This window comes from Planococcus sp. S3-L1 (assembly GCF_030063085.1).
GTDB classification, from domain to species: domain Bacteria; phylum Bacillota; class Bacilli; order Bacillales_A; family Planococcaceae; genus Planococcus; species Planococcus kocurii.
Map to the genome: position 1 here is coordinate 22260 of NZ_JASISN010000010.1, position 20210 is coordinate 42469.

15 protein-coding genes are annotated in these 20210 nt (G+C 40.2%); 7 read left to right on the plus strand and 8 right to left on the minus strand.

The window, feature by feature from the left end; translation table 11 throughout:
* The first annotated feature begins 36 nt into the window (after positions 1 to 36).
* Positions 37 to 1251, plus strand: a complete 1215-nt coding sequence (locus QMF37_RS10810; RefSeq protein WP_078080798.1) for an amidohydrolase — start codon at positions 37 to 39, stop codon at positions 1249 to 1251.
* Between the two features lie 36 nt (positions 1252 to 1287).
* Here the strand turns inward: QMF37_RS10810 and QMF37_RS10815 are convergent, their stop codons facing one another.
* The 8 genes from QMF37_RS10815 to QMF37_RS10850 form a co-directional block, all read right to left on the minus strand.
* On the minus strand, positions 1288 to 2727 hold the full coding sequence (locus QMF37_RS10815; protein WP_078080797.1) for a cytosine permease: 1440 nt from the start codon (positions 2725 to 2727) through the stop codon (positions 1288 to 1290).
* On the minus strand, positions 2714 to 4057 hold the full coding sequence (locus QMF37_RS10820) for a sodium:solute symporter family transporter (protein ID WP_058383915.1): 1344 nt from the start codon (positions 4055 to 4057) through the stop codon (positions 2714 to 2716). Before QMF37_RS10820 ends, QMF37_RS10815 begins: the two co-directional genes overlap by 14 nt.
* Positions 4054 to 4746, minus strand: coding sequence for a response regulator (locus QMF37_RS10825; protein ID WP_071152920.1), 693 nt, complete (start codon positions 4744 to 4746; stop codon positions 4054 to 4056). The genes QMF37_RS10820 and QMF37_RS10825 overlap by 4 nt, the downstream gene beginning before the upstream one ends.
* Positions 4747 to 4754: 8 nt before the next feature.
* Positions 4755 to 5510 carry a sensor histidine kinase gene (locus QMF37_RS10830; RefSeq protein WP_058383917.1) on the minus strand — a complete coding sequence of 252 codons (756 nt, stop codon included), beginning with the start codon at positions 5508 to 5510 and terminating at the stop codon, positions 4755 to 4757.
* A gap of 149 nt (positions 5511 to 5659) precedes the next feature.
* A complete protein-coding gene (locus QMF37_RS10835) occupies positions 5660 to 6655 on the minus strand; it encodes an ABC transporter ATP-binding protein (RefSeq protein ID WP_058383918.1) in 996 nt (331 codons plus the stop codon).
* Entirely contained in the window at positions 6655 to 7671 is a 1017-nt protein-coding gene (locus QMF37_RS10840) for an ABC transporter ATP-binding protein (RefSeq protein WP_071152919.1), read from the minus strand. The genes QMF37_RS10835 and QMF37_RS10840 overlap by 1 nt, the downstream gene beginning before the upstream one ends.
* Positions 7672 to 7687: 16 nt before the next feature.
* Positions 7688 to 8608 carry a nickel ABC transporter permease gene (nikB, locus tag QMF37_RS10845; RefSeq protein WP_071152918.1) on the minus strand — a complete coding sequence of 307 codons (921 nt, stop codon included), beginning with the start codon at positions 8606 to 8608 and terminating at the stop codon, positions 7688 to 7690.
* A gap of 28 nt (positions 8609 to 8636) precedes the next feature.
* Positions 8637 to 9539, minus strand: coding sequence for an ABC transporter permease (locus tag QMF37_RS10850; RefSeq protein WP_071152917.1), 903 nt, complete (start codon positions 9537 to 9539; stop codon positions 8637 to 8639).
* Between the two features lie 260 nt (positions 9540 to 9799).
* On the opposite strand from QMF37_RS10850, the gene QMF37_RS10855 reads away from it, so the two are divergent.
* The 6 genes from QMF37_RS10855 (at position 9800) to QMF37_RS10880 (ending at position 20148) form a co-directional block, all read left to right on the plus strand.
* Complete coding sequence (locus QMF37_RS10855) at positions 9800 to 11371, plus strand: glutathione ABC transporter substrate-binding protein (RefSeq protein ID WP_071152916.1); 1572 nt, start codon at positions 9800 to 9802, stop codon at positions 11369 to 11371.
* 68 nt (positions 11372 to 11439) lie between these two features.
* On the plus strand, positions 11440 to 12666 hold the full coding sequence (locus QMF37_RS10860; RefSeq protein WP_071152915.1) for an amidohydrolase family protein: 1227 nt from the start codon (positions 11440 to 11442) through the stop codon (positions 12664 to 12666).
* 22 nt (positions 12667 to 12688) lie between these two features.
* The gene (locus tag QMF37_RS10865; protein WP_071152914.1) at positions 12689 to 13909 is read left to right on the plus strand and encodes an amidohydrolase; all 1221 of its coding nucleotides are present in this window, start codon (positions 12689 to 12691) and stop codon (positions 13907 to 13909) included.
* A gap of 19 nt (positions 13910 to 13928) precedes the next feature.
* Entirely contained in the window at positions 13929 to 15107 is a 1179-nt protein-coding gene (locus QMF37_RS10870; RefSeq protein ID WP_071152913.1) for an ankyrin repeat domain-containing protein, read from the plus strand.
* A gap of 468 nt (positions 15108 to 15575) precedes the next feature.
* On the plus strand, positions 15576 to 18050 hold the full coding sequence (locus QMF37_RS10875; RefSeq protein ID WP_071152912.1) for a sensor domain-containing protein: 2475 nt from the start codon (positions 15576 to 15578) through the stop codon (positions 18048 to 18050).
* 184 nt (positions 18051 to 18234) lie between these two features.
* Positions 18235 to 20148, plus strand: coding sequence for a PTS mannitol transporter subunit IICBA (locus tag QMF37_RS10880; protein ID WP_078080796.1), 1914 nt, complete (start codon positions 18235 to 18237; stop codon positions 20146 to 20148).
* The last annotated feature ends 62 nt before the right edge of the window (positions 20149 to 20210 follow it).

Below are 20210 nucleotides of genomic sequence, written 5' to 3' on the forward strand. Positions count from 1 at the left end.
ATAAAAGTTCATATCAACTTATATAGGAGGCTCCACATGTACATATTGAAGAACGTCTTACTCGAAACAGGGTATGTGAAAGAAAATGGGCAAGTAAGGGCTACTGAGACAAAGTTATTTCATTTGAAAATTGCAGAAGGCCAAATTGCTGAAATAATCGGCTCAGAACAAGCACTTCCAAAAGACGTGAAAACGATGGATGGTAAAGGACTGCTCGTGTTACCTGCTTTTAAAGAAAAACACGTTCACCTTGATAAAACCTATATGGGAGAACCATGGCGCGCCTGTGTACCTGCTTCTTCTGTCATTGAAAGAAGCACTATAGAAAAAAACATTCTTGCATCGATTGAAACGAACACAGTAGATAGAGCGAAAAATTTACTAGACATTTTACTGTCACACGGTTCGACATCCATTAGGACGCATGTCGATATTTATCCAGAAGTTGGACTGGAGAATTTAAGTGGGGTTCAGACTGCATTGGCTGATTATGAGCAGAAAGTCGATTCGGAAATTGTCGCTTTTGCTCAGCACGGCTTACTTTATGGCAATACAGTTGGATTAATGAGAGAAGCTGTGCGTAACGGTGCGGGATTAGTGGGATCAGTCGACCCGGCAACAGTTGATTTGAATATCGAAGCGTCTCTCGTTCAATTAATGGATATCGCAGTTGAAGGAAACGTCGGGATTGATTTGCATCTGCATGACCCAGGTCATTTAGGGACGTTTACTATGAAGCGCTTGGCTGCCTTAACGATAGAAGCGGGCTGGCAAGGAAGAGTAGCAATCAGCCACGCCTTCGGACTCGGTGATGTAACTCCTCTAGAAGCAAGAGCAGTAGCAGAGTCTTTAAAAGAAGCAGGAGTATCGATTATTTCGAGTGTACCTATTGGAAGGAACATCCCGCCAGTTAGTTTACTAGCTGAAGTTGGAGTGACTGTTTCACTTGGAAACGATAATATTTATGACTCATGGTGGCCTACAGGAAACGGAGATGTCTTAGAAAGACTCGGAAGGTTGGTAGAAATCAATCGTTGGACAGACGAGTTATCGCTGTCTCAGGCGTTGCGTTTCATAACCGATGGCATTACCCCTCTGACAGCGAACGGGGAGCAGGTATGGCCCGTAGAAGGTGACGTGGCTAGCTTTGTCTTAGTGGGTGCTAAATGTGCTGCAGAGACTGTAGCGAGACGAGCACAACGCACAGCTGTTTTTCATAAAGGATCACTCGTAGCGGGACAATTAAATTAAAAGAAAAAAGAGAGAATGACTGCCATTCTCTCTTTTTTACTGAATTTTTTTAAGGTTAAAAGTTGTTTGGATAGAATAGAACGTGATGTATAAGCAAGCGGAGACAACAATTCCAAGAAGTGAGGAAATCGTATAAAGCACTTCTAGTGCAGCAACTCTACTACCGAGTAGACTGAGTCCACCGGTGAGTAAAGTTGCTAGTAATGCGGGAACTTGAAAAGAAGCGAGCGGTTGCTTTCCTGGGAGTCCATATACCGCATCTAGATTGATCATTTTTTTCGCTATAAAGTAATAGTGCGTCAGCATGACCCCAATAACAGGGCTTAACAATGCTCCTACCATATTAAGAAACATGAAGATGCTCGTCGGGTTCTCCATCAGCTTCCAAGGCAATAATAGAATGCCTAAAGTTGCTACGACAAGCGCGCTCTTTTTGAAATTTAATTTGGTTGGAAAAAGCGCGGTTAATTGATTGGCAGCGGGAATCACATTTCCGACAATGTTCACCGACAAAGTCGCAAGAGCTAATGTCGTCAGCGAAAGAATGACAGCGAAGACATTATCGAATTTATCGACCACTTCAAGCACATTCCAGACCGGGACACCAAAAGCAATTTCAGAACCAATAATAATGGAGATACTAGCGAAAGCAAACAATAGATAAGTGGCTAAAATACCGATGAATTGTCCACCTGCCTGTGCCCGTTTAGAGCTTGAATAGCGCGTAATATCGGAAACACTTAAAATCGGCGCAACCCACGTAGCAACGATAGCAGAAACACAAGAAACCAATAGAAATAAATTCACATTGCCACCAGCAGAGGGTTCGAAAGTCAAAATCATCTCTACGCCACCAGCTAATTGGATCGACCAGATGGACATGCCACCAAAAACGATAAAGACAAGAACTGTCACACTTTTGGTCAGCCTACCGAGTGTAGTAACATCAGCAAAAACAAATAGTAAATTAATAAGCCAAAACAACAAAAAAGACAGCAGACTAGATAAACTCAAACCGAAAAAAAGAAAATTGCCACCGAGTGTCAAATACTCTGGGAAAAATGTGCCAATAAAAATGGAAACTGCAATGCTGCCAGCATAGGTTTGCAAGCCGAACCACATAATCCCTGCGATAATCCCTCTGAAAACTCCTGGCAGAATAGCCCCTTTTCTGCCGTAGCTAGCGCGTAAAAGAATTGAAAACGGAACGCCATATTTATTTCCTGCATGACCATTAAGAACGAGTAATCCCGCTACAAGCAGAGCCGCACAGCAAATTACCACAAAAACCTGACCAGTAGAAAGTCCTAATGCAAAAAAACCACCAATCGTAACGTAAGACGGGATGTTATGAACAGAACCCATCCAAACCGAAAAATAATTACTAAAATTCCACGTGCGACTTTCGACAGCAGTCGGAAGTAAATCACTGTTAATTGAAGAGCGTGGACTAGTCTCTTGGTTAGTTTGCATCATAAGGTTGCTCCTCCGAATTTAAACTCGCGGGGGAATGTTGTTGAATGGATTTTTTTATAAGGAACAGGCCACAAAGAATTCCCGAAAGTAAAAAACTGATCCATACTGATTCAAAATAAGTTGTAAACGGAGAAGAGATAAACCCACCGACGATTCCAACAAAGGAAGAAAGAACCGGAGGAAGTGTTTCGTTATCTTTGTTGAAAACGATATAGAGAATGGCAAAAATCATAGAGCTATAAATATTGCCAAAGAAAAACAATAATTGAGTAGGATAAGGTGTTAAGAAAAGTGCGGCCAGAAAGAGGACCCCAATCAGTACGATAGAGAAGCTATTTTTATACTTGAATTGCTGTTTGGTCGACAATGGTTTAAATTCTGCCACAACATTGCGGATAAACAGAGAATTCAATGATTGCAGTTCTGAACTTGCAGCAGACATGACAGCAGCAAAGCAAAAAAGGACGAAAATAAAAATTAAAACAGTAGAATTTAAAATGCTAATCAGTTCGAAAATAAGAGAATAAGGATTGTCAAAAGAACGCCCAGAAATGGCTAGCAAAAAAAGTGAAGTAATCGCAATGGGAATTGTTAACCAAATCATCCCAGTAAGGACAAAAGCCATTTTAACTTTTTCTTTCTTTATGATAAATACTCGTTGCCATGTAGCTCGATCCGTTATCATCTGTCCGAAAAAAACCAGTAAACCGGTTGAAATAAACCATAACGATTCGTTATTCTTTGTAAATAATAAGTAGGGGTGATAAAGGCGAATGCCTTCAAAAATCGTCGTAACCCCTTCGTGCATATACAAGTAGACAGGAATGAGAATAATCGTTCCAAAAATCAAGATGACACTTATTCCTGCCAATTGGTGGATTCGGTAGAGGCCACCTATTCCGCCAATCAAAAACAGCAGCAACAAAAAAACAGTCATTCCGATGAAAAGAGGGAAAGGAAAAAGGATGTATAGCAGCAAGCCGGCACCCATGGTTTGAATAAACAGTGCATAGAATCCCATCACAAATAGCAGAATCATCATATACCAGTAGCCGAACGGATTCAGCTTTTGTTTGAGCACATCACCAATGGTCATTTGGCCTGTGAAAGTGTAGCTGATTTTCCGAGCAACAAAGCCAAAGAGAACCAAGGCAAGGCCACCCATAAATGCATAGCCAATTCCACCTATTAAACCATATCGAATGAGTGTTTGAGGAGAAGAGAGAATGGTGTTTCCGGTAATCCATCTAGCCAGTATGCTAACGACTCCAAAGGCAATTCCCAGCTGAACAGCTCCTTGAATATAAAAATCAAACCCTTTTTTCTTCAATGCCCAGTCTCCTTTAGTCGAAAGTCTCTAGGTGATAATCCAGTTTCTTTTCGGAACATTTGGCTAAAGTAATGCTGGCTATTAAATCCACATTTTTCGGAAACTTCTCCGATGCTGGCTTCTGGTCGATCAGTTAACATTTTTTTAGCCATCATTAAGCGGTAATTATTTACGTATTCAGAAAAACCAACGCCCACTTCTTCTTGAAATTTCCGGCTTAAGTAAGCAGGATTGATGTGGATTTTGGTTGCTAAAAAATGCAGTGTCATTTTTTCTTCGTAATTTTGATGAATTAATTTGATTGATTGTTGGATTTGATGCGAGTAATGGGTGAGTCGTGAGTAATTATTTAATACTTTTACTAAATCTTCTTCGATTACGGGCTTTGTAATGTAATCGACAACTCCTAGTCGCAGTGCGGTATGAGCATATTCAAAGCTTTGATAAGCTGTTACCATGACGATATCTGCATCGGAAACAGCTTGCATTTCTTTGGCCAATTCAAGTCCGGTTTTGCCGGGTAATTGAATATCCAAAAATGCTAAAAAAATATCGGAGTGATTGACTATTTTCATTGCTTGAGAAGCATCTTGAGCTTTGTATATATCCCACATCGGAAAATTTTTGTTGATCAAATACTCCATTTGTTCTAGTTCGAGTGGTTCGTCATCGACAAGCAGGATGTTCATCAGTAGCTTCACTCCTTTAAATCTAATTGATAAACGAGCGGAAATAGTACTTGTACAGTTGTCCAATCTTCTGAATGTGTTATATCAACAGATGTTTCATCATCTGGAAACAACAAATTCAATCTTTTGGAAATATTAGCAAGTCCAGTTCCAGCATCGGCTGAACTTTGCTGTTCTTCGTTTGGCAGACTGTTAGCAACAAGAATGCAAAGCATAGATTCTTGCTTTGAGATGACTATGTGAAGTTCAGCTTTTCCGGCTTTTTTCTCGAAAGAATGCTTAAAGGCATTTTCAACGAGTGTTTGAATTAAAAAGGGTAAGGTAATCGCTTTTTGAACAACTGGCTCACTATCAATTTGATAATCAAGCCGTTCTCGAAAGCGAATTTTTTGGATATCTAAATAAGAAACGACGTACGATAATTCGTCTTCAATCGTAATAAATGTCGTGTTTGTTTTGTATTTATGCTTTAAAAGCTTGGAGAATGTCTCGATTGAATAAATCAATTCTTCTTTTCGTTCAAGTCGAGCCAAACTCAAAATAGAATTCATCGTATTGAAAAAGAAATGAGGCTGTATTTCTTGATTTAGCTGATTGTAGAGAGCTTTTTGTAATTCACTCTCTAATACAATTTCATTTTTTTCTTTTTCAATCAAATCAATCCGTTTTTCAAAGACAAACAAAAATAATAATGTGAAGGCACCGATGAGCGGAGCCAGTACACACATCATAATATAAAAAGAAAAAGCTTCGATCGTCAGCATCGCATGCACTGCTCCTTGCTTAACTGAATGTGAGGAAGAATGAAAGTAGAGCATTCTGTTTTGGAGGGCTATTACCTAAACCTACTCCAATATTCAGAAATGCTCAATAGTTATATCACATTATTTTGTTCATACGGTAAAGAACTTCTTCATCCCAATAGTTCTTCTGCGTAATGACAGCTGACAAAATGGTTTGGGCGAAGTTCTTGTAAAGCCGGTTCTTCTGTTTTGCACCGATCTGTAGCAAATGGGCAGCGCGTGTGGAAGCGGCAGCCAGTTGGTGGATTAATAGGAGATGGTACATCCCCTTTCAGTAAAATCCGTTCATTTTTGACAGATGGATTGGGTACAGGAATTGAAGACAACAGAGCTTTCGTATAAGGGTGCAATGGAACGTCAAACAAATCTTTTTTATCTGAAATTTCCACAATTTTTCCTAAATACATAACCATTACGCGATCAGAAATGTAGCGTACAACACTTAAATCATGGGAGATAAAGAGGTAAGTCAACTTGAATTGCTTTTGTAATTTTTTTAATAAATTTAAAATCTGAGCCTGAATGGAAACATCAAGTGCCGATACAGCTTCGTCGCAAATGATTAGTTTCGGATCTACTGCAAGCGCGCGCGCAATGCCGATTCGTTGGCGCTGCCCGCCGCTAAATTCATGAGGATACCGGTCTAACGCTTCTGCGGGTAAGCCAACTAGCGTTAATAACTCAATCATTCGATCGTGTTGCAGGGGCTTAGTAACGGATTTTTGAATAGTCATCGCTTCTCGAAGAATTTGTTTGACCGTTTGCCGCGGATTTAGCGAAGCAAAAGGATCTTGGAAAATGACTTGCAAGTCGCCGCGCAGTTCACGCATTTCTTGTTTAGATAAATCTACGATATTTTTTCCTGCATAAAGCACTTTGCCGTCTGTCGGTTCATCGAGTCTTAAAATCGCACGACCCGTCGTCGATTTTCCACAACCAGATTCTCCTACAATGCTCAGCGTTTCGCCTTCGTTTACGACAAAAGAAATACCATCAACTGCTTTAACATATGCCTTTGGCTGAAAGATCGAGTCTTTTTTTACAGAGAAGTATTGCTTTAGATTTGAAACTTCCAATAAAACTTTTTTCTCTTCAACTGTCTGCATTAGCTGAATACCTCCTCTTGTCGTTTTTCACCTGTCCATTCGTTTGAGTACATCCAGCAGCGAACTTTCGAACCATCGGAATGCTCAAGAAGTTCAGGTTGTTTCTGGTGGCACATGGCTTCCGCAAACGGACAACGGGATGCGAAGCGACATCCTTCAGGCATGTTGTAAGAACTTGGTACGCTGCCTTCAATTGTATACAGTTCTTCTTTATCTTCATCAATTTTTGGGAGAGATGCTAAAAGTCCTCGTGTGTAAGGGTGCTTAGGTTCATCAAAAAGATTTTGCGTAGGTGCATATTCTACGATATTCCCTGCATACATGACTGCGACTTTATTGCATGTCTCTGCGACTACACCCAGGTCATGAGTAATCATGATAACGCCCATGCCTAGTTTTGCCTGTAAATCTTTGATCAGCTCCAAAATTTGTGCTTGAATCGTTACGTCTAAAGCCGTTGTGGGTTCATCTGCAATCAGTACTTCGGGATTACAAGAAAGTGCCATGGCGATCATGACACGCTGTCGCATTCCACCACTTAATTGAAAAGGCTCTTGCTTAGCTCTTTTTTCCGGAGAAGGTATACCGACTAATTTCAGCATATCAATGGCTTTCGCACGGGCTTCTTTTTTGTTCATTTTCTGGTGGAGCCGAATAGCCTCTGCAATCTGCTCGCCGACAGGAATAACAGGATTCAAGGAAGTCATTGGCTCTTGGAAAATCATTGAGATTTCATTGCCACGAATTTTACGCATTTCACTGTCAGAAAGCGTGACTAAGTCTCTACCTTTAAACAAGACTTGACCGCCTTCAATTTTCCCTGGTGGTGTTGGGATCAGCCGAAGAATCGATAGAGACGTAATGCTTTTGCCGCAACCAGACTCACCTACAATGCCCAAGGTTTCTCCTTTTTTGAGTGAAAAGTCAATGCCATCAACGGCTTTACTAATGCCGCGCTTTGTATGGAAATAAGTTTTTAAATTTTTAACTTCTAAAATAGTTTCACGTGATTCCATTTGAATGCACCGCCTTTTAGTTTAGTTCAATCCGTTTATTGAAGAATCTATACAAAACATCTACGAGTAAATTGACGGCTACGAAAACTAAGGAAGCAACCAATACGCCACCTTGAACCATTGGCAAGTCGCGCATTCTGATTGAATCGACAATCATTCGTCCAAGGCCATTGATGGCAAAGATAGATTCAACGAGTACCGTTCCACCCAGTAGCGCTCCGAACTGAAGACCGATAACTGTAATAACAGGGATCAAGGCATTGCGTAAGGCGTGTTTGTAAATAATGACGCGTTCTTTCACGCCTTTTGCTCGAGCAGTCCGAATATAATCTTGACGGATCACTTCAAGCATACTTGAGCGAGTCATTCGCGCAACGATAGCTGCACCACCTGCACCAAGTGTGAAAGCAGGCAAGACAATGTGCGCTAGACTATCCCAACCGGCAACCGGGAATAGTTGAAGCTTTACGGAAAATCCGTACATCAGCATCAAACCAAACCAAAAGCTCGGTAAAGAAATTCCTAAAAGGGCGATAACCATTACGACCGTATCGATAATGGAGTAAGGTTTTACTGCTGAGATGATGCCAGCAGCCATTCCAAGAACAATCGTGATGATTGTACTAAAGATAGCTAATTCTAGTGTAATCGGTAGTCGCAACATGATTTCATCAAGTACTGGCTGATTGTTTTTTAAAGAAGTTCCAAGATCACCACGGAATATATTGGTGACATAGTCAATGTACTGAGCGTATAAGGGTTGGTTGAGACCAAGTTGCGTTCGAAGCGCTTGGATTGTTTCTTGTGTGGCACCTTCACCAGCTAACAGGACGGCTGGGTCACCGGGAACGAGCTGCATGATGATGAATACCACGATCGTCACTCCGAAGATGACGGGAATTGTTTGGAATAGACGTCTTAAAATGAACATGAGCATGGAAAGGACCTCCTCTATGTGAGTAGTATTATTTTTTCATACGTGGATCGAATGCATCACGTAAACCATCGCCGAAGATGTTAAAGCCAAGAACCAGAAATGCGATAGCAAGACCTGGGAAGATGGCGATGTATGGAGCGGTGAAAAGAAAATCTCGTCCGCTACTGAGCATCGTTCCCCATTCTGAAGAAGGTGGCTGAGCGCCTAATCCTAAGAAAGATAAACCAGCAGCTGATAAAATCGCTGTTGCTACGCGTAATGTTCCTTGAACAATAATCGGTGACAAGATGTTAGGAAGAATGTGCTTGAAAATAATCGTGCCGTCTCTTGCTCCAAGTGAACGAATCGCATCAATGTATTCCAATTGTTTTACTTCTAATGTAGAACCTCTTACAATGCGTGCGAACAGTGGAACGGAAAAAGCGCCAACTGCAATGGTTACGTTAACTAGGCTTGGCCCTAATGCGCTGACGATTGCAAGTGCTAGTAGAATTCCTGGGAAAGCCAAGAGGACGTCCATACAACGCATAATGATCGTATCCAACCATTTTCCGTAATAACCAGCGATTAATCCGAGCGTGATACCAAAAAATCCGCCAAAGGCAACAGCAGCAAAACCTACTCCCATCGACAACCTAGATCCGTAAAGAATCCGGCTTAGAATATCTCTTCCTTTATCGTCTGTCCCCATCCAATGCTCCATTGAGGGGGGAATCAGCTTGTTGTCCAAATTGATTTCGTGTGGATGGTAAGGAGCTAAAACAGGTGCAAAAATGGCAATAAAGATATAGAAGAGAATAATGAGGCCTCCTACGACTGCAGCTTTGTTTTCCATAAAGACAGAAAAGAAACTGCCAAATACGGATTGCCTCGGGTGATCGATTGTTTGTGTAACTAGTAACGGTTTTTCTTTGTCCATTTCAATTTTCATACTATCCCTCCGAAACTGATTATTTTTAAAAGAAAGCTTCTGCTTCTTACCGAAAAGTAGCAGGCGATTTATTTCAAATTATCAGAATTTCGCTGAAAGTAAATGGAATTGTTACTAGTAGTCGAAATAGTTAAATTATTTGTAGATAAAATGTAAAAAATCTTCGGACTATTCTCTTATCATTAAGAATGAGCTTGAGGTAAACAGTTATTGCTCATCGGTAAAGGCAACAAAATCAAAAGGAGAAAGAGGGAGACTTTATGAAGAGAAACAATTTTAAGCACGTTGTACTAGGCTCTATGTTAGTGTTTGTTCTATTGCTACTGGCAGCATGTTCGACCAGTTCTTCACAATCAACGGAAAAAGCAGCATCAGCCGATGGGAACTCAACAGGAGGAACTTTAAATATCGTTCGACTTTCAGATGCTACTAACTTAGATCCGCATTTCATCACGGATATCCCATCCGCAAACATCAACTACCAAAAAGTATATGAAAACTTAGTAAAGCCAGATGAAGATTTCGTACTTCAGCCATCACTTGCTAAAGAATGGACAGTGATTGATGATACGACATGGGAATTCAAATTGAATGAAGGAATTACGTTCCACGACGGAGCTACCTTTGATGCAGAAGCGGTTAAAGCTACATTCGACCGTCTGTTAGACCCAGAAACAGGTTCGCCACAACGCGAGAAATTTTCAATGATTAAAGAAGTGAAAGTAGTGGATCCAACTACTGTGCAATTTCTTTTGGACTACCCGTATGCACCCTTGCTATCTATCTTAGCTAGCCAAGAAGGTAGTATCCTAAGTCCGAAAGCATTAGCGGAAGATCCGGAATCCTTGAGAGATAAGCCAGTCGGAACTGGGCCATTTGTCTTTGAAGAGTGGAAGAGCGGTCAAGAAATTTCACTAACTAGAAACGAAGAATACTGGGGTGAAAAAGCAAGCATTGATCGTGTTGTCTTTAAAGTTGTACCAGAAGATGCAACGAGGCTGGCGATGATTGAAACAGGAGAAGCACATATTAATGATCAAGTTCCAGTCACTGAAATCGAACGAATCGAAGCTTCTAGTACGATGGGTCTTACACGTACAGAAGGTCTTGCAGTGGAATTTCTTGGATTTAATACACAGAAAGCGCCGTTGAATGATGTACGTGTCCGTAAAGCAATCAGTCATGCCATCGAACGCGAATCGATTATTTCAGGTGTTTATAACAATGTAGGAACTTTGGCAAACTCAGCGATGAGCCCGAAAGTTTTTGGTCATAGTGAAAATACCCAACCTGCAGAATACGATTTAAACGAAGCGAAGAAATTACTGAAAGAAGCTGGAGCAGAGAACTTGAAAATTTCATTGCTGACAAGCGACAGAAAAGAACGGATCAATATGGCAGAAGTTATTCAGTCTCAATTAAAAGGAATTGGCATCGAAGTAGAAATTCAAGTAGTGGAATACGGAACGTTTATTGAAATGACAAACGCTGGAGAGCAACAGATGTATATTAGTGGTTGGGGTAATGCGACAGGTGATGGCGATTACAATCAGTACAACCTGTTCCATACGGCGTCACAAGGACCTGCTGGTAACTCTTTCTACTACAGCAATCCAGAAGTAGACAAATTGATTGAAGCAGCACGTGAAGAAACAGACGACAGCAAGCGATTGGAAATTTATGAAGAACTGGCACAAATGGAACTTGACGATGCCGTATACGTACCTATTCGCAATTATGAACATATGGCTGTACACAATGAAAACGTCAGCGGCTACTGGTTGAATGCTGCAAACTATTTAATGATCGACAAAGTAAAAATTGCTGAATAATATTAAAAAAATAAACAGGAAAAGCACTATGCCTAGTGCTCTTTCTGTTTTTCAATGGAGGTACGAACATGAAAAATTACTGGTTAATGAACGTACGATTAGAAAAGGGCTTTAAAAGAGATGGCAATCGCATTACTGGAACTGAAACAGAAATCGTCCATTTAGAAATTGAAGAAGGCAAAATCAAGTCTATTTCTAAGGAATTGCCGAACAATTTGGTAGAAAAATACGATGCTGAACATCAACTTCTTCTGCCTTCTTTGCGCGAAATGCATATTCATATCGACAAAACGTTTTACAGCGGACCGTGGAAAGCGTGCACACCTATAACGAAAGGCATTTTCACGCGATTAGAAGAAGAAAAAGAGCTATTACCTAAACTGTTACCAACTGCACAACAACGAGCAGAAAACATGATTGACATGCTGATTCGCAATGGTCATACGCATATTCGCACGCATTGCAACGTCGATCCGGTTATCGGATTGAAAAACCTTGAAGCAACGATGCGAGCACTTGAAAACTACAAAGATGCCATCACCTACGATGTTGTCGCATTTCCTCAGCACGGCTTGCTTAGAAGCGATTCCGTAGAATTAGTGAGAGAAGCGATGAAAAACGGAGCCACTTTAGTGGGTGGCGTAGACCCAGCAACAGTGGATCGCCACATCGAACGCTCTTTATCAACGGTGTTCGATATAGCTGCCGAGCATAATGCAGGCATTGACTTGCACCTGCACGACCCGGATACACTCGGAGCTTTCACCTTTAGTCGACTGGCGGACTATACGAAACAAGCAAATATGCAGGGACGTGTAACGATAAGTCACGGCATAGCATTAGGTGATTTAGAGGGAGATGTCCTTACCTCAACACTTGCTGACTTGCGCGAAAGCCGGATTGATGTAACGACGACGATTCCTATTAATCGTCCAACCATTCCAGTTGCAAAAATAGATCAGGCGGGTATCGAAGTTTCGCTTGGTCATGATAGCATTACGGATCATTGGTCACCATTCGGCACAGGAAATACGATTCGGAAATTAGCAACTCTCGCAGAACGCTTTAAATACATTGATGAATATTCGTTAAATCGTCTTTTGAAATACGCTACAGGTGGAATAACGCCTCTTAACGAACAAGGAGAAAGAGCATGGCCACAAATTGGTGATACTGCATCAATGATCTTAGTGAATGCAAGTTGTACAGCAGAGGCAATTGCCAGAAGAGCTGACATAAAAGCTGTCTTTTTCAAAGGTCAAGAAATCAAAAATAAACTGCCGCAAATGCAGTGAACCGGTAGAAGGAGGAAATTTGATGAGTACAGCATTATGGATAAAAAATGTTCTTTTAGAAAAAGGATTGAGTACATGCACCAACAACTCACTAGAAACAAACACTGCTCTTTATCATTTAAAGATTGAAGAGGGTAAAATTACAGAAAAAAAGCCAGCCACTGAAACCATTGAAACAGGTGTAAAAACGATGGATGCCAAAGGGCTACTCGGTCTGCCTTCTTTTAAAGAAATGCACAATCATTTAGATAAAACCTATCTTTCGCTCGACTGGAAAGCGTGCCAGCCGGTTTCTAGTTTAAAACAGCGATTGAGTTTGGAAGCTATTGAACTAGAAGAGCTTTCCGAAACGACCGAGCAACGTGCCACAGCAATGATTCAGTTACTTCAATCAAAAGGCGCGACTCATATCCGAACTCACGTAAATATTGATCCGTACATCGGGCTTAAAAATCTAGAAGGCATACGCTCGGTATTAGAAGCTCATTCCAATCAGCTCAGTTACGATATTGTGGCGTTCCCCCAACACGGTCTATTAAATGGAGAGGTTCCTGGATTGATGAAAAAAGCAATGCGTTCGGGTGCGACAATGGTTGGTGGATTAGACCCAGCTGGTATCGATAGAAACATTGAAAAGTCACTTGATGCGATGATGAATATCGCAACTGAATTCGATGCTGATATCGATATTCACTTGCATGACAGCGGACAAGTCGGGTATTATACGACCGAGAAGCTAATCGAATTAACAAAACAAGCACAATGGCAAAATCGTGTCGCCGTCAGTCATGCGTTTAACTTGGGTGAATCGCCAATTGCTCAGCAAGAGAAAATAGCAAAAGAATTGGCAGAAGTCGGGATGGCTGTTATGTCGACTGTGCCGATTACAAAAACAATGCCACCTGTTGCCCTATTAGATCAACAAGGCGTAAACGTTCATTTTGGCTGTGACGGATTTTATGATTCCTGGTCACCATATGGCTCAGGAGACTTGCTAGAAAAAGCTTCGCTGTATAGTGAAGTATTCCGGAAAAGTGACGAACGTGGCTTGGCCAATTCATTGAAGTTTATAACAAATGGAATTACCCCGTTATCCGATAAAGGGGACGTATTGTGGCCAATTGTTGGCGATGATGCAGATTTTGTTTTTGTAGAAGCCTCATGCTCTGCTGAAGCGGTGGCTCGTACGCCAGAAAGAAAAGCTGTCGTATTCCGTGGTAAGTTAGTATACGGAGAACTTTAAGAGAAAAGTGGATAAGTAGATGACGATAGATTTTAGCGATAAACGCCTCTTGTCAGCAAGTGCCTCGGGAGATGTAGAACAAGTCAGAATGTTGCTAGAGAAAAAAGTTAGTATTCAATACAAAGATGAATTTGGACAGACCGCATTGATGCGGTCTGTCTTATCCAATCACTTTGCAATAACTGAATTTCTATTAAAAGAAGGAAGTAATCCGAATCATAAAGATTCTACGGGATTAAGTCCATTCATTGCAGCAGGAGCCAATGGTTTTTCAGCTACATTGAAGTTGATGACGCGATTTGGTGCAGATGTTACCGGTGTAAATCGATTTGGTGGTACAGCATTGCTACCATCTAGCGAAAAAGGCTATGCCAAAACGGTTCAATACTGTTTAGAAGCAGGTGTTCCAGTTAATCATGTAAACAAACTCGGCTGGACGGCTCTCCATGAAGCCGTTATTTTAGGCGATGGAGGTCATTTGTATACGCTCGTCGTTCGATTACTACTAGAAGCAGGTGCCGATTTTCAAGTTAAAGATCGCCAAGGGTTAAACGCTTATGACCATGCTTATCAACTAAAGCAAACGACTATAATAGAACTTTTTGAAGGAAACTCGATAGAAGGTAGTTCTGTAGAAGTCAATTTGTCATCTTTTTATAAAAAAGAAAACTATGACGAAGGGTTAGAGATGGTTGAAAAAGCTTTTTCAACCGACAAAAATAACGGTGAACGGTATTTTTGGAAAGGATTAATGCTGCAGGAAACAAAAGCATACAGTTCTGCGATAACAGCTTATAGAAAAGCTATAGAATTAGATGATGAAGACAGCCAATTTTATTTCTACATCGCAAATTGCTATCGCTTATTGGAGCAGCCAGAAGAAGCATTGAATGTATTTGACAAGGCCATCACAAAAAATCCTGCAGCTTCTTTTTTCTTGTATCACAAATCTAATTACTTGCGCGAACTTGGCAGACATCAAGAAGCAGTCTGTGTGATGAACCGGCTGTTAGAAAAGTCACCAGCACGCCCTGACTACCTATTTCATAAAGCAAATAGTTTACGAGCGATAGCGAGTCACAGTGAGGCAATCCAAGCGATGGATTTAGCTATCGCATTAGATGCCGACAATAAGTTATTCACAGAGCATAAAAATCGTTCCATTGAATTACTGAACAAGAGCGGAAAAAAAGGCTAGTAAAATTCTCGTTTTTTTCTTTTCACCATGACAAAAAGGCAGATCATTTTGATCTGCCTTTTTGTCATGGTGAAAAATAACGGAGTATTGGCTACTTAAACGATGTTGCTAGACAAGAAGCGAGTACTATTATTTTTTTGCTGACAATCCGTTATACAAAATAAAAAAATTAAATAAGGCTATCTAAATTTCGACTACCGCATTAATGAGAGGTACTTGCTAACATTAAAAAAGTAATGATACATTCAGCTAACTGAATTATCAGAGTACAGCTATTGATAATCAGCAGATATACCTGTATTATGGGTGTAATTTAGTTCGTTAGATACATGTGAATTGGAATCTAAAAGAGTGATGTGTATGAACTGTAAATCGAAGTTCGTAAATGTTGCTAAATAAACTTTTCGTTACGTATGTTGTATTAATTATTTGTCATCTGTGTAATTGGTCAGAAAAGAGGGGTTTGTAGTGGATTACTATTCACTTAGTGATTACATGTTATCAATTACAATTGCCAGTATAGCGGCCTTTATTGGTATTACAGTCATAAGAAAAGTAGATTTCACAAGAGAGAACAAAAACAAAGTACGCATTCTCTCAATTATCGTTGGAGCCATCATTTATTTTACTTATCTCGACTCTTCCTTTTTAGACATTGGTTCACTGAGTAGTTTACTAACGGGTATCTTTGTTTTTCTTTTCAGTTCTTTTGCGGTTTATACGGCAGTACTTGCGATATGTTCTAAAGAAATTTCCTTTCAAAAATTATTGTTGGGCGCCATCATTTTTGCTTGTTGCATTAGTTTAGTTAACTTTATTGATATTCGAACGGAAATGGTCGAGAAGAATCTAAAAATGAATATTTTATTATTTGTTAGTGCGAACATTTTGCTGTTAGGTAACACAATTGCCACTTTTCGATTTATACGGCAGTTGAGAAAAATTGAGAAAGTAAATATTAGCTGGATCATTTACGGAAGTATTGCAGTTGGCATCGCATTCGCGAGCATTCGATTTACATTTTTTTCCAGCATTACGCTATTTTCTAATATAGATCTGTTTAATAATCGTGACATTCCGATTTCTAATTGGCTTTACCTAAATGACACGCTATTGCCGTTAACGATCAACGTGTTTGGCTTAGTATTCTTAGAACTGTTCCCAGGTTTTGTTTCAGACTTTTATAGTGAAAAACAAAAAGAGCTGATAAATAAAAATAAGCATCAATACGAGACACTGTTTGAAAACCAAGCGATTGCGATTTTTACGCTAGATGCGAGCGGGAAAATAACTAAAATTAATAAGGCGACTCAAGAAATGTTAGGTTTTCAACTAAAGGAGTTAAAAGAATTGTCTTCGTTTAGTGAATTGATTCATGCTCAACGAAAAGATGAGTTTCTAAGTTTATCGGTAATAGCCTTTAACGGGGAATCACAAATGTTCGAAACGAAGTTACTCACTCATATGAAAACGGAGGTCAATGTACAAATCACGTTAGTGCCTAATTTTTTAGAAGAAGAGTTAACACATATCACTATTTTTGCAAAAGACATTTCGGAAATTGTTGAGGCGAGAGAAAAAATTCATCATATGGCTTACCATGATCCACTCACTCTCTTACCAAATAGAAGGTTTTTTGAAGAAGAGTTAAGTCGTAGAATTGCTGCTTCTAGCCCCGACGCACAGATGGCTGTGTGTTTCTTGGATTTGGATCGTTTTAAGTTGGTGAACGATATATTGGGTCATCAAGCAGGAGATCATTTGCTTCAGGTATTAGCAAATCGATTTACCGCTATGAACAAACAAGACCTAGTCATTTCAAGGTTAGGCGGGGATGAGTTTACTTTTCTGTTTTCGGATATTTCATCACATGAAAATTTCGAAAAACAGATAGAAGATGTTTTAAGTCAAATACAAACGCCGTTTCTTCTCGAAAATCAGGAATTTTACATAACAGGAAGTATCGGAATAGCTTTATATCCTCAGGATAGTTGCTTTGGAGAAGATCTGATGAAATTTGCGGATGCGGCGATGTATAGTGCTAAGGAAAAGGGTAAAAACATGTATGAGTTTTATCAAAATCACCTGAAAGAAATGAACCCTAAACAATTGTTGTTAGAAGCAGATATGAGAAAAGCAGTAAAAGAAAAGCAATTCGAGATATATTATCAACCTCAGATAAATTTCGCGACTGGAAAAGTATTTGGCGTAGAAGCTTTATTGAGATGGAATCATCCAGAGGAAGGATTGATCAGTCCAGAAGATTTTATTGCAACAGCGGAAAACAACCAGTTGATTATTGAATTGGGGCAGTGGGTGTTAGCAGAGTCTAGTAAACAGGTTAAAATTTGGCAAGAAGCAGGACACGAGAAACTGCACTTGAGTGTAAACGTCTCCATTAAACAATTTTTCCACCAGAACTTTATCAAGAATATTGAAGAGATCGTTAAAAACACGGGCTATGCTCTTAACATGCTCGACTTAGAAATAACGGAAAGTATGGCTATTAGAGATGTAGAATATGCCAAGGATATTTTTGATAAGATAAGAAATCTCGGCATTTCAATTAGCATGGATGACTTTGGGACAGGCTATAGTTCGTTAAATCACTTAAAAAACTTTTCAATCGATCGCTTGAAGATTGATGGTTCTCTTGTTCAAGACATTGCAACCGATGAAAAAGCAAGAACCATCATCAATACCATCATTGTCATGGCCAAAAACTTAAAGTTAGTTTCGCTTGCGGAGCGAGTGGAAACGGTAGAGCAACAAGATTACTTAACCGCTATCGGGTGTAATGAAGTACAAGGGTATTTGTATGCCAAACCTTTAAATCGAAATGAAATGACGAAGTTTTTGAAAGAGAACTTTAATGCTAACTTGCTAAAAAGCTCACAAATGGATTACGTTCCTCCTAATTATTTAGGGGTGACAGACAATTAAAAATTAGTTCTAATGAATGTAAAGCTGTTGAGTTCTCGACAGCTTTTTTTGCTACCTACAGAAACAGTAGCCTTGTCGTGAAGGGAACGACAAAGTTGACTTTGCTTGTTATTGAATACGCTTCCAATTATGAACTATGATAAAGAAACAACATAACTAACTATTTTGAGAAAGGGAGGATCACATGAACGATTCGAAAACAAAGGTCGGGATACAAAAGTTTGGGAACTTTTTGAGCTCTATGGTTTTACCGAATATTGGTGCATTTATTGCGTGGGGATTAATCACAGCTTTGTTTATTCCAACAGGGTTCTTTCCTAACGAAGAGCTTGGGAAATTAGTTGGACCAATGGTTCACTATATGCTGCCGCTTCTTATCGGCTATACAGGTGGGCGCTTGATTTATGACCAGCGAGGTGCAGTAGTCGGAACAATTGCGACCATGGGTGTCATTATTGGGGCTCCTGATACACCTATGTTTTTAGGTGCTATGATTATGGGTCCTCTCGGTGCATATGTGATCAAGAAATTTGATCAGTTGATTGATGGGAAAATTCGGACTGGCTTTGAAATGTTGGTCAACAACTTCTCTGCAGGAATTCTGGGTGGGGCACTGGCAATTTTTGCGTTTCTCGGTATCGGTCCTGCTGTAAGTGCCTTTACGAGCGTTCTCGTTTCAGGTGTAGACTGGTTGTTAGAAGCTGGATTGTTACCATTGACGAGTATTTTGATTGAACCTGCGAAAATTTTGTTCTTAAATAACGCAATTAACCATGGTGTTTTGACACCGATCGGCTTGGAACAAGTTCAACAAGCAGGAAAATCAATTTTGTTTCTACTTGAAGCGAATCCAGGTCCAGGACTCGGTGTTCTACTGGGCTTTATGTTCTTTGGAAAAGGAATTGCGAAACAATCGGCACCTGGAGCAGCGATCATTCATTTCTTCGGGGGAATTCACGAAATTTATTTCCCCTATGTACTAATGAAGCCAATGTTGTTGTTGGCCGTAATTTTTGGGGGGATGAGTGGCGTCTTTACTCTTGTGTTAATGGGTGGCGGATTGGTTGCGCCTGCATCACCAGGAAGTATTTTAGCCATTGCAGCGGTCACACCACCTGAAGGATTGGCATACTTAGCCAACTTTACTGCGGTATTTGTTGCAACGGCCGTATCTTTTGTTATTTCAGCAATCGTTTTAAAATCAAGCAAACAAACAGATGAAGGAATCGAAGAAGCAACAAAGAAAATGGAACAGATGAAAGGGAAGAAGAGTTCTATTTCCCAGGAAATAATTCCAACAGCTACAGCTACTAGCAGTGTATTTCCTGGAAATGTCCAAAAAATTGTCTTTGCTTGTGATGCCGGGATGGGATCAAGTGCTATGGGTGCTTCTTTATTACGTAAGAAAGTAAAAGAGGCAGGATTAGGTATAGTCGTCACAAATACGGCCATCAGCACAATTCCAAGTGACTCACAAATCGTCATTACGCAGGAAAAATTGACACCGCGTGCTGAAAATAAGGTGCCAGCTGCTTATCATATTTCAGTTGACAATTTTCTATCGAGTCCGGAATACGACAAGCTGATCGAGCGTTTACAAAACGATGCGACGAGTGAAGAGCAAGAAGTGGTGAAAGAAAATCGAGCGGTTGTCGCTGGCAGCGCTGAAGAGGATCAGCTGTTGCTTGAAGAAAATGTCTTTATCGGACAAAGATTCCGCACAAAAGAAGAAGCTATTCGATTTGCTGGACAGGCATTAGTAAAAGCGGGTTATGTGGAAGAATCTTATGTGGGGGATATGCTCAAGCGTGAGGAAATCACAACGACATACATGGGCAATAACGTTGCCATTCCTCATGGCACAGAAGAGGCGAAAAAAGCAGTCATCAAGTCTGGCTTTACTGTTGTTCAAGTCCCAAATGGAGTAGACTTTGATGGAGAGCGTGCAAAAATGATTTTTGGGATTGCTGGAAAAGATGGCACACATTTAGAAATCCTTTCAGGAATCGCAGTCGTTTGTGCGGACCAAGACAATGTCGATCGACTCGTAGCAGCGAAATCTGCTAAAGAAATCATCGACATCATTAACAGCAATTAAATGACAACAACAAAAAGGCGGGAGCTCCTGCCTTTTTGTGCTATTTGCATTTCCCAGTCTTG

Coding starts and splice junctions, on each gene's coding strand:
- QMF37_RS10810 (WP_078080798.1), top strand. CDS start 37: ATGTACATATTGAAGAACGTCTTACTCGAAACAGGGTATGTGAAAGAA.
- QMF37_RS10815 (WP_078080797.1), bottom strand. CDS start 2,727: ATGATGCAAACTAACCAAGAGACTAGTCCACGCTCTTCAATTAACAGT.
- QMF37_RS10825 (WP_071152920.1), bottom strand. CDS start 4,746: ATGAACATCCTGCTTGTCGATGACGAACCACTCGAACTAGAACAAATG.
- QMF37_RS10830 (WP_058383917.1), bottom strand. CDS start 5,510: ATGCTGACGATCGAAGCTTTTTCTTTTTATATTATGATGTGTGTACTG.
- QMF37_RS10835 (WP_058383918.1), bottom strand. CDS start 6,655: ATGCAGACAGTTGAAGAGAAAAAAGTTTTATTGGAAGTTTCAAATCTA.
- QMF37_RS10840 (WP_071152919.1), bottom strand. CDS start 7,671: ATGGAATCACGTGAAACTATTTTAGAAGTTAAAAATTTAAAAACTTAT.
- nikB (WP_071152918.1), bottom strand. CDS start 8,608: ATGCTCATGTTCATTTTAAGACGTCTATTCCAAACAATTCCCGTCATC.
- QMF37_RS10850 (WP_071152917.1), bottom strand. CDS start 9,539: ATGAAAATTGAAATGGACAAAGAAAAACCGTTACTAGTTACACAAACA.
- QMF37_RS10855 (WP_071152916.1), top strand. CDS start 9,800: ATGAAGAGAAACAATTTTAAGCACGTTGTACTAGGCTCTATGTTAGTG.
- QMF37_RS10860 (WP_071152915.1), top strand. CDS start 11,440: ATGAAAAATTACTGGTTAATGAACGTACGATTAGAAAAGGGCTTTAAA.
- QMF37_RS10865 (WP_071152914.1), top strand. CDS start 12,689: ATGAGTACAGCATTATGGATAAAAAATGTTCTTTTAGAAAAAGGATTG.
- QMF37_RS10870 (WP_071152913.1), top strand. CDS start 13,929: ATGACGATAGATTTTAGCGATAAACGCCTCTTGTCAGCAAGTGCCTCG.
- QMF37_RS10880 (WP_078080796.1), top strand. CDS start 18,235: ATGAACGATTCGAAAACAAAGGTCGGGATACAAAAGTTTGGGAACTTT.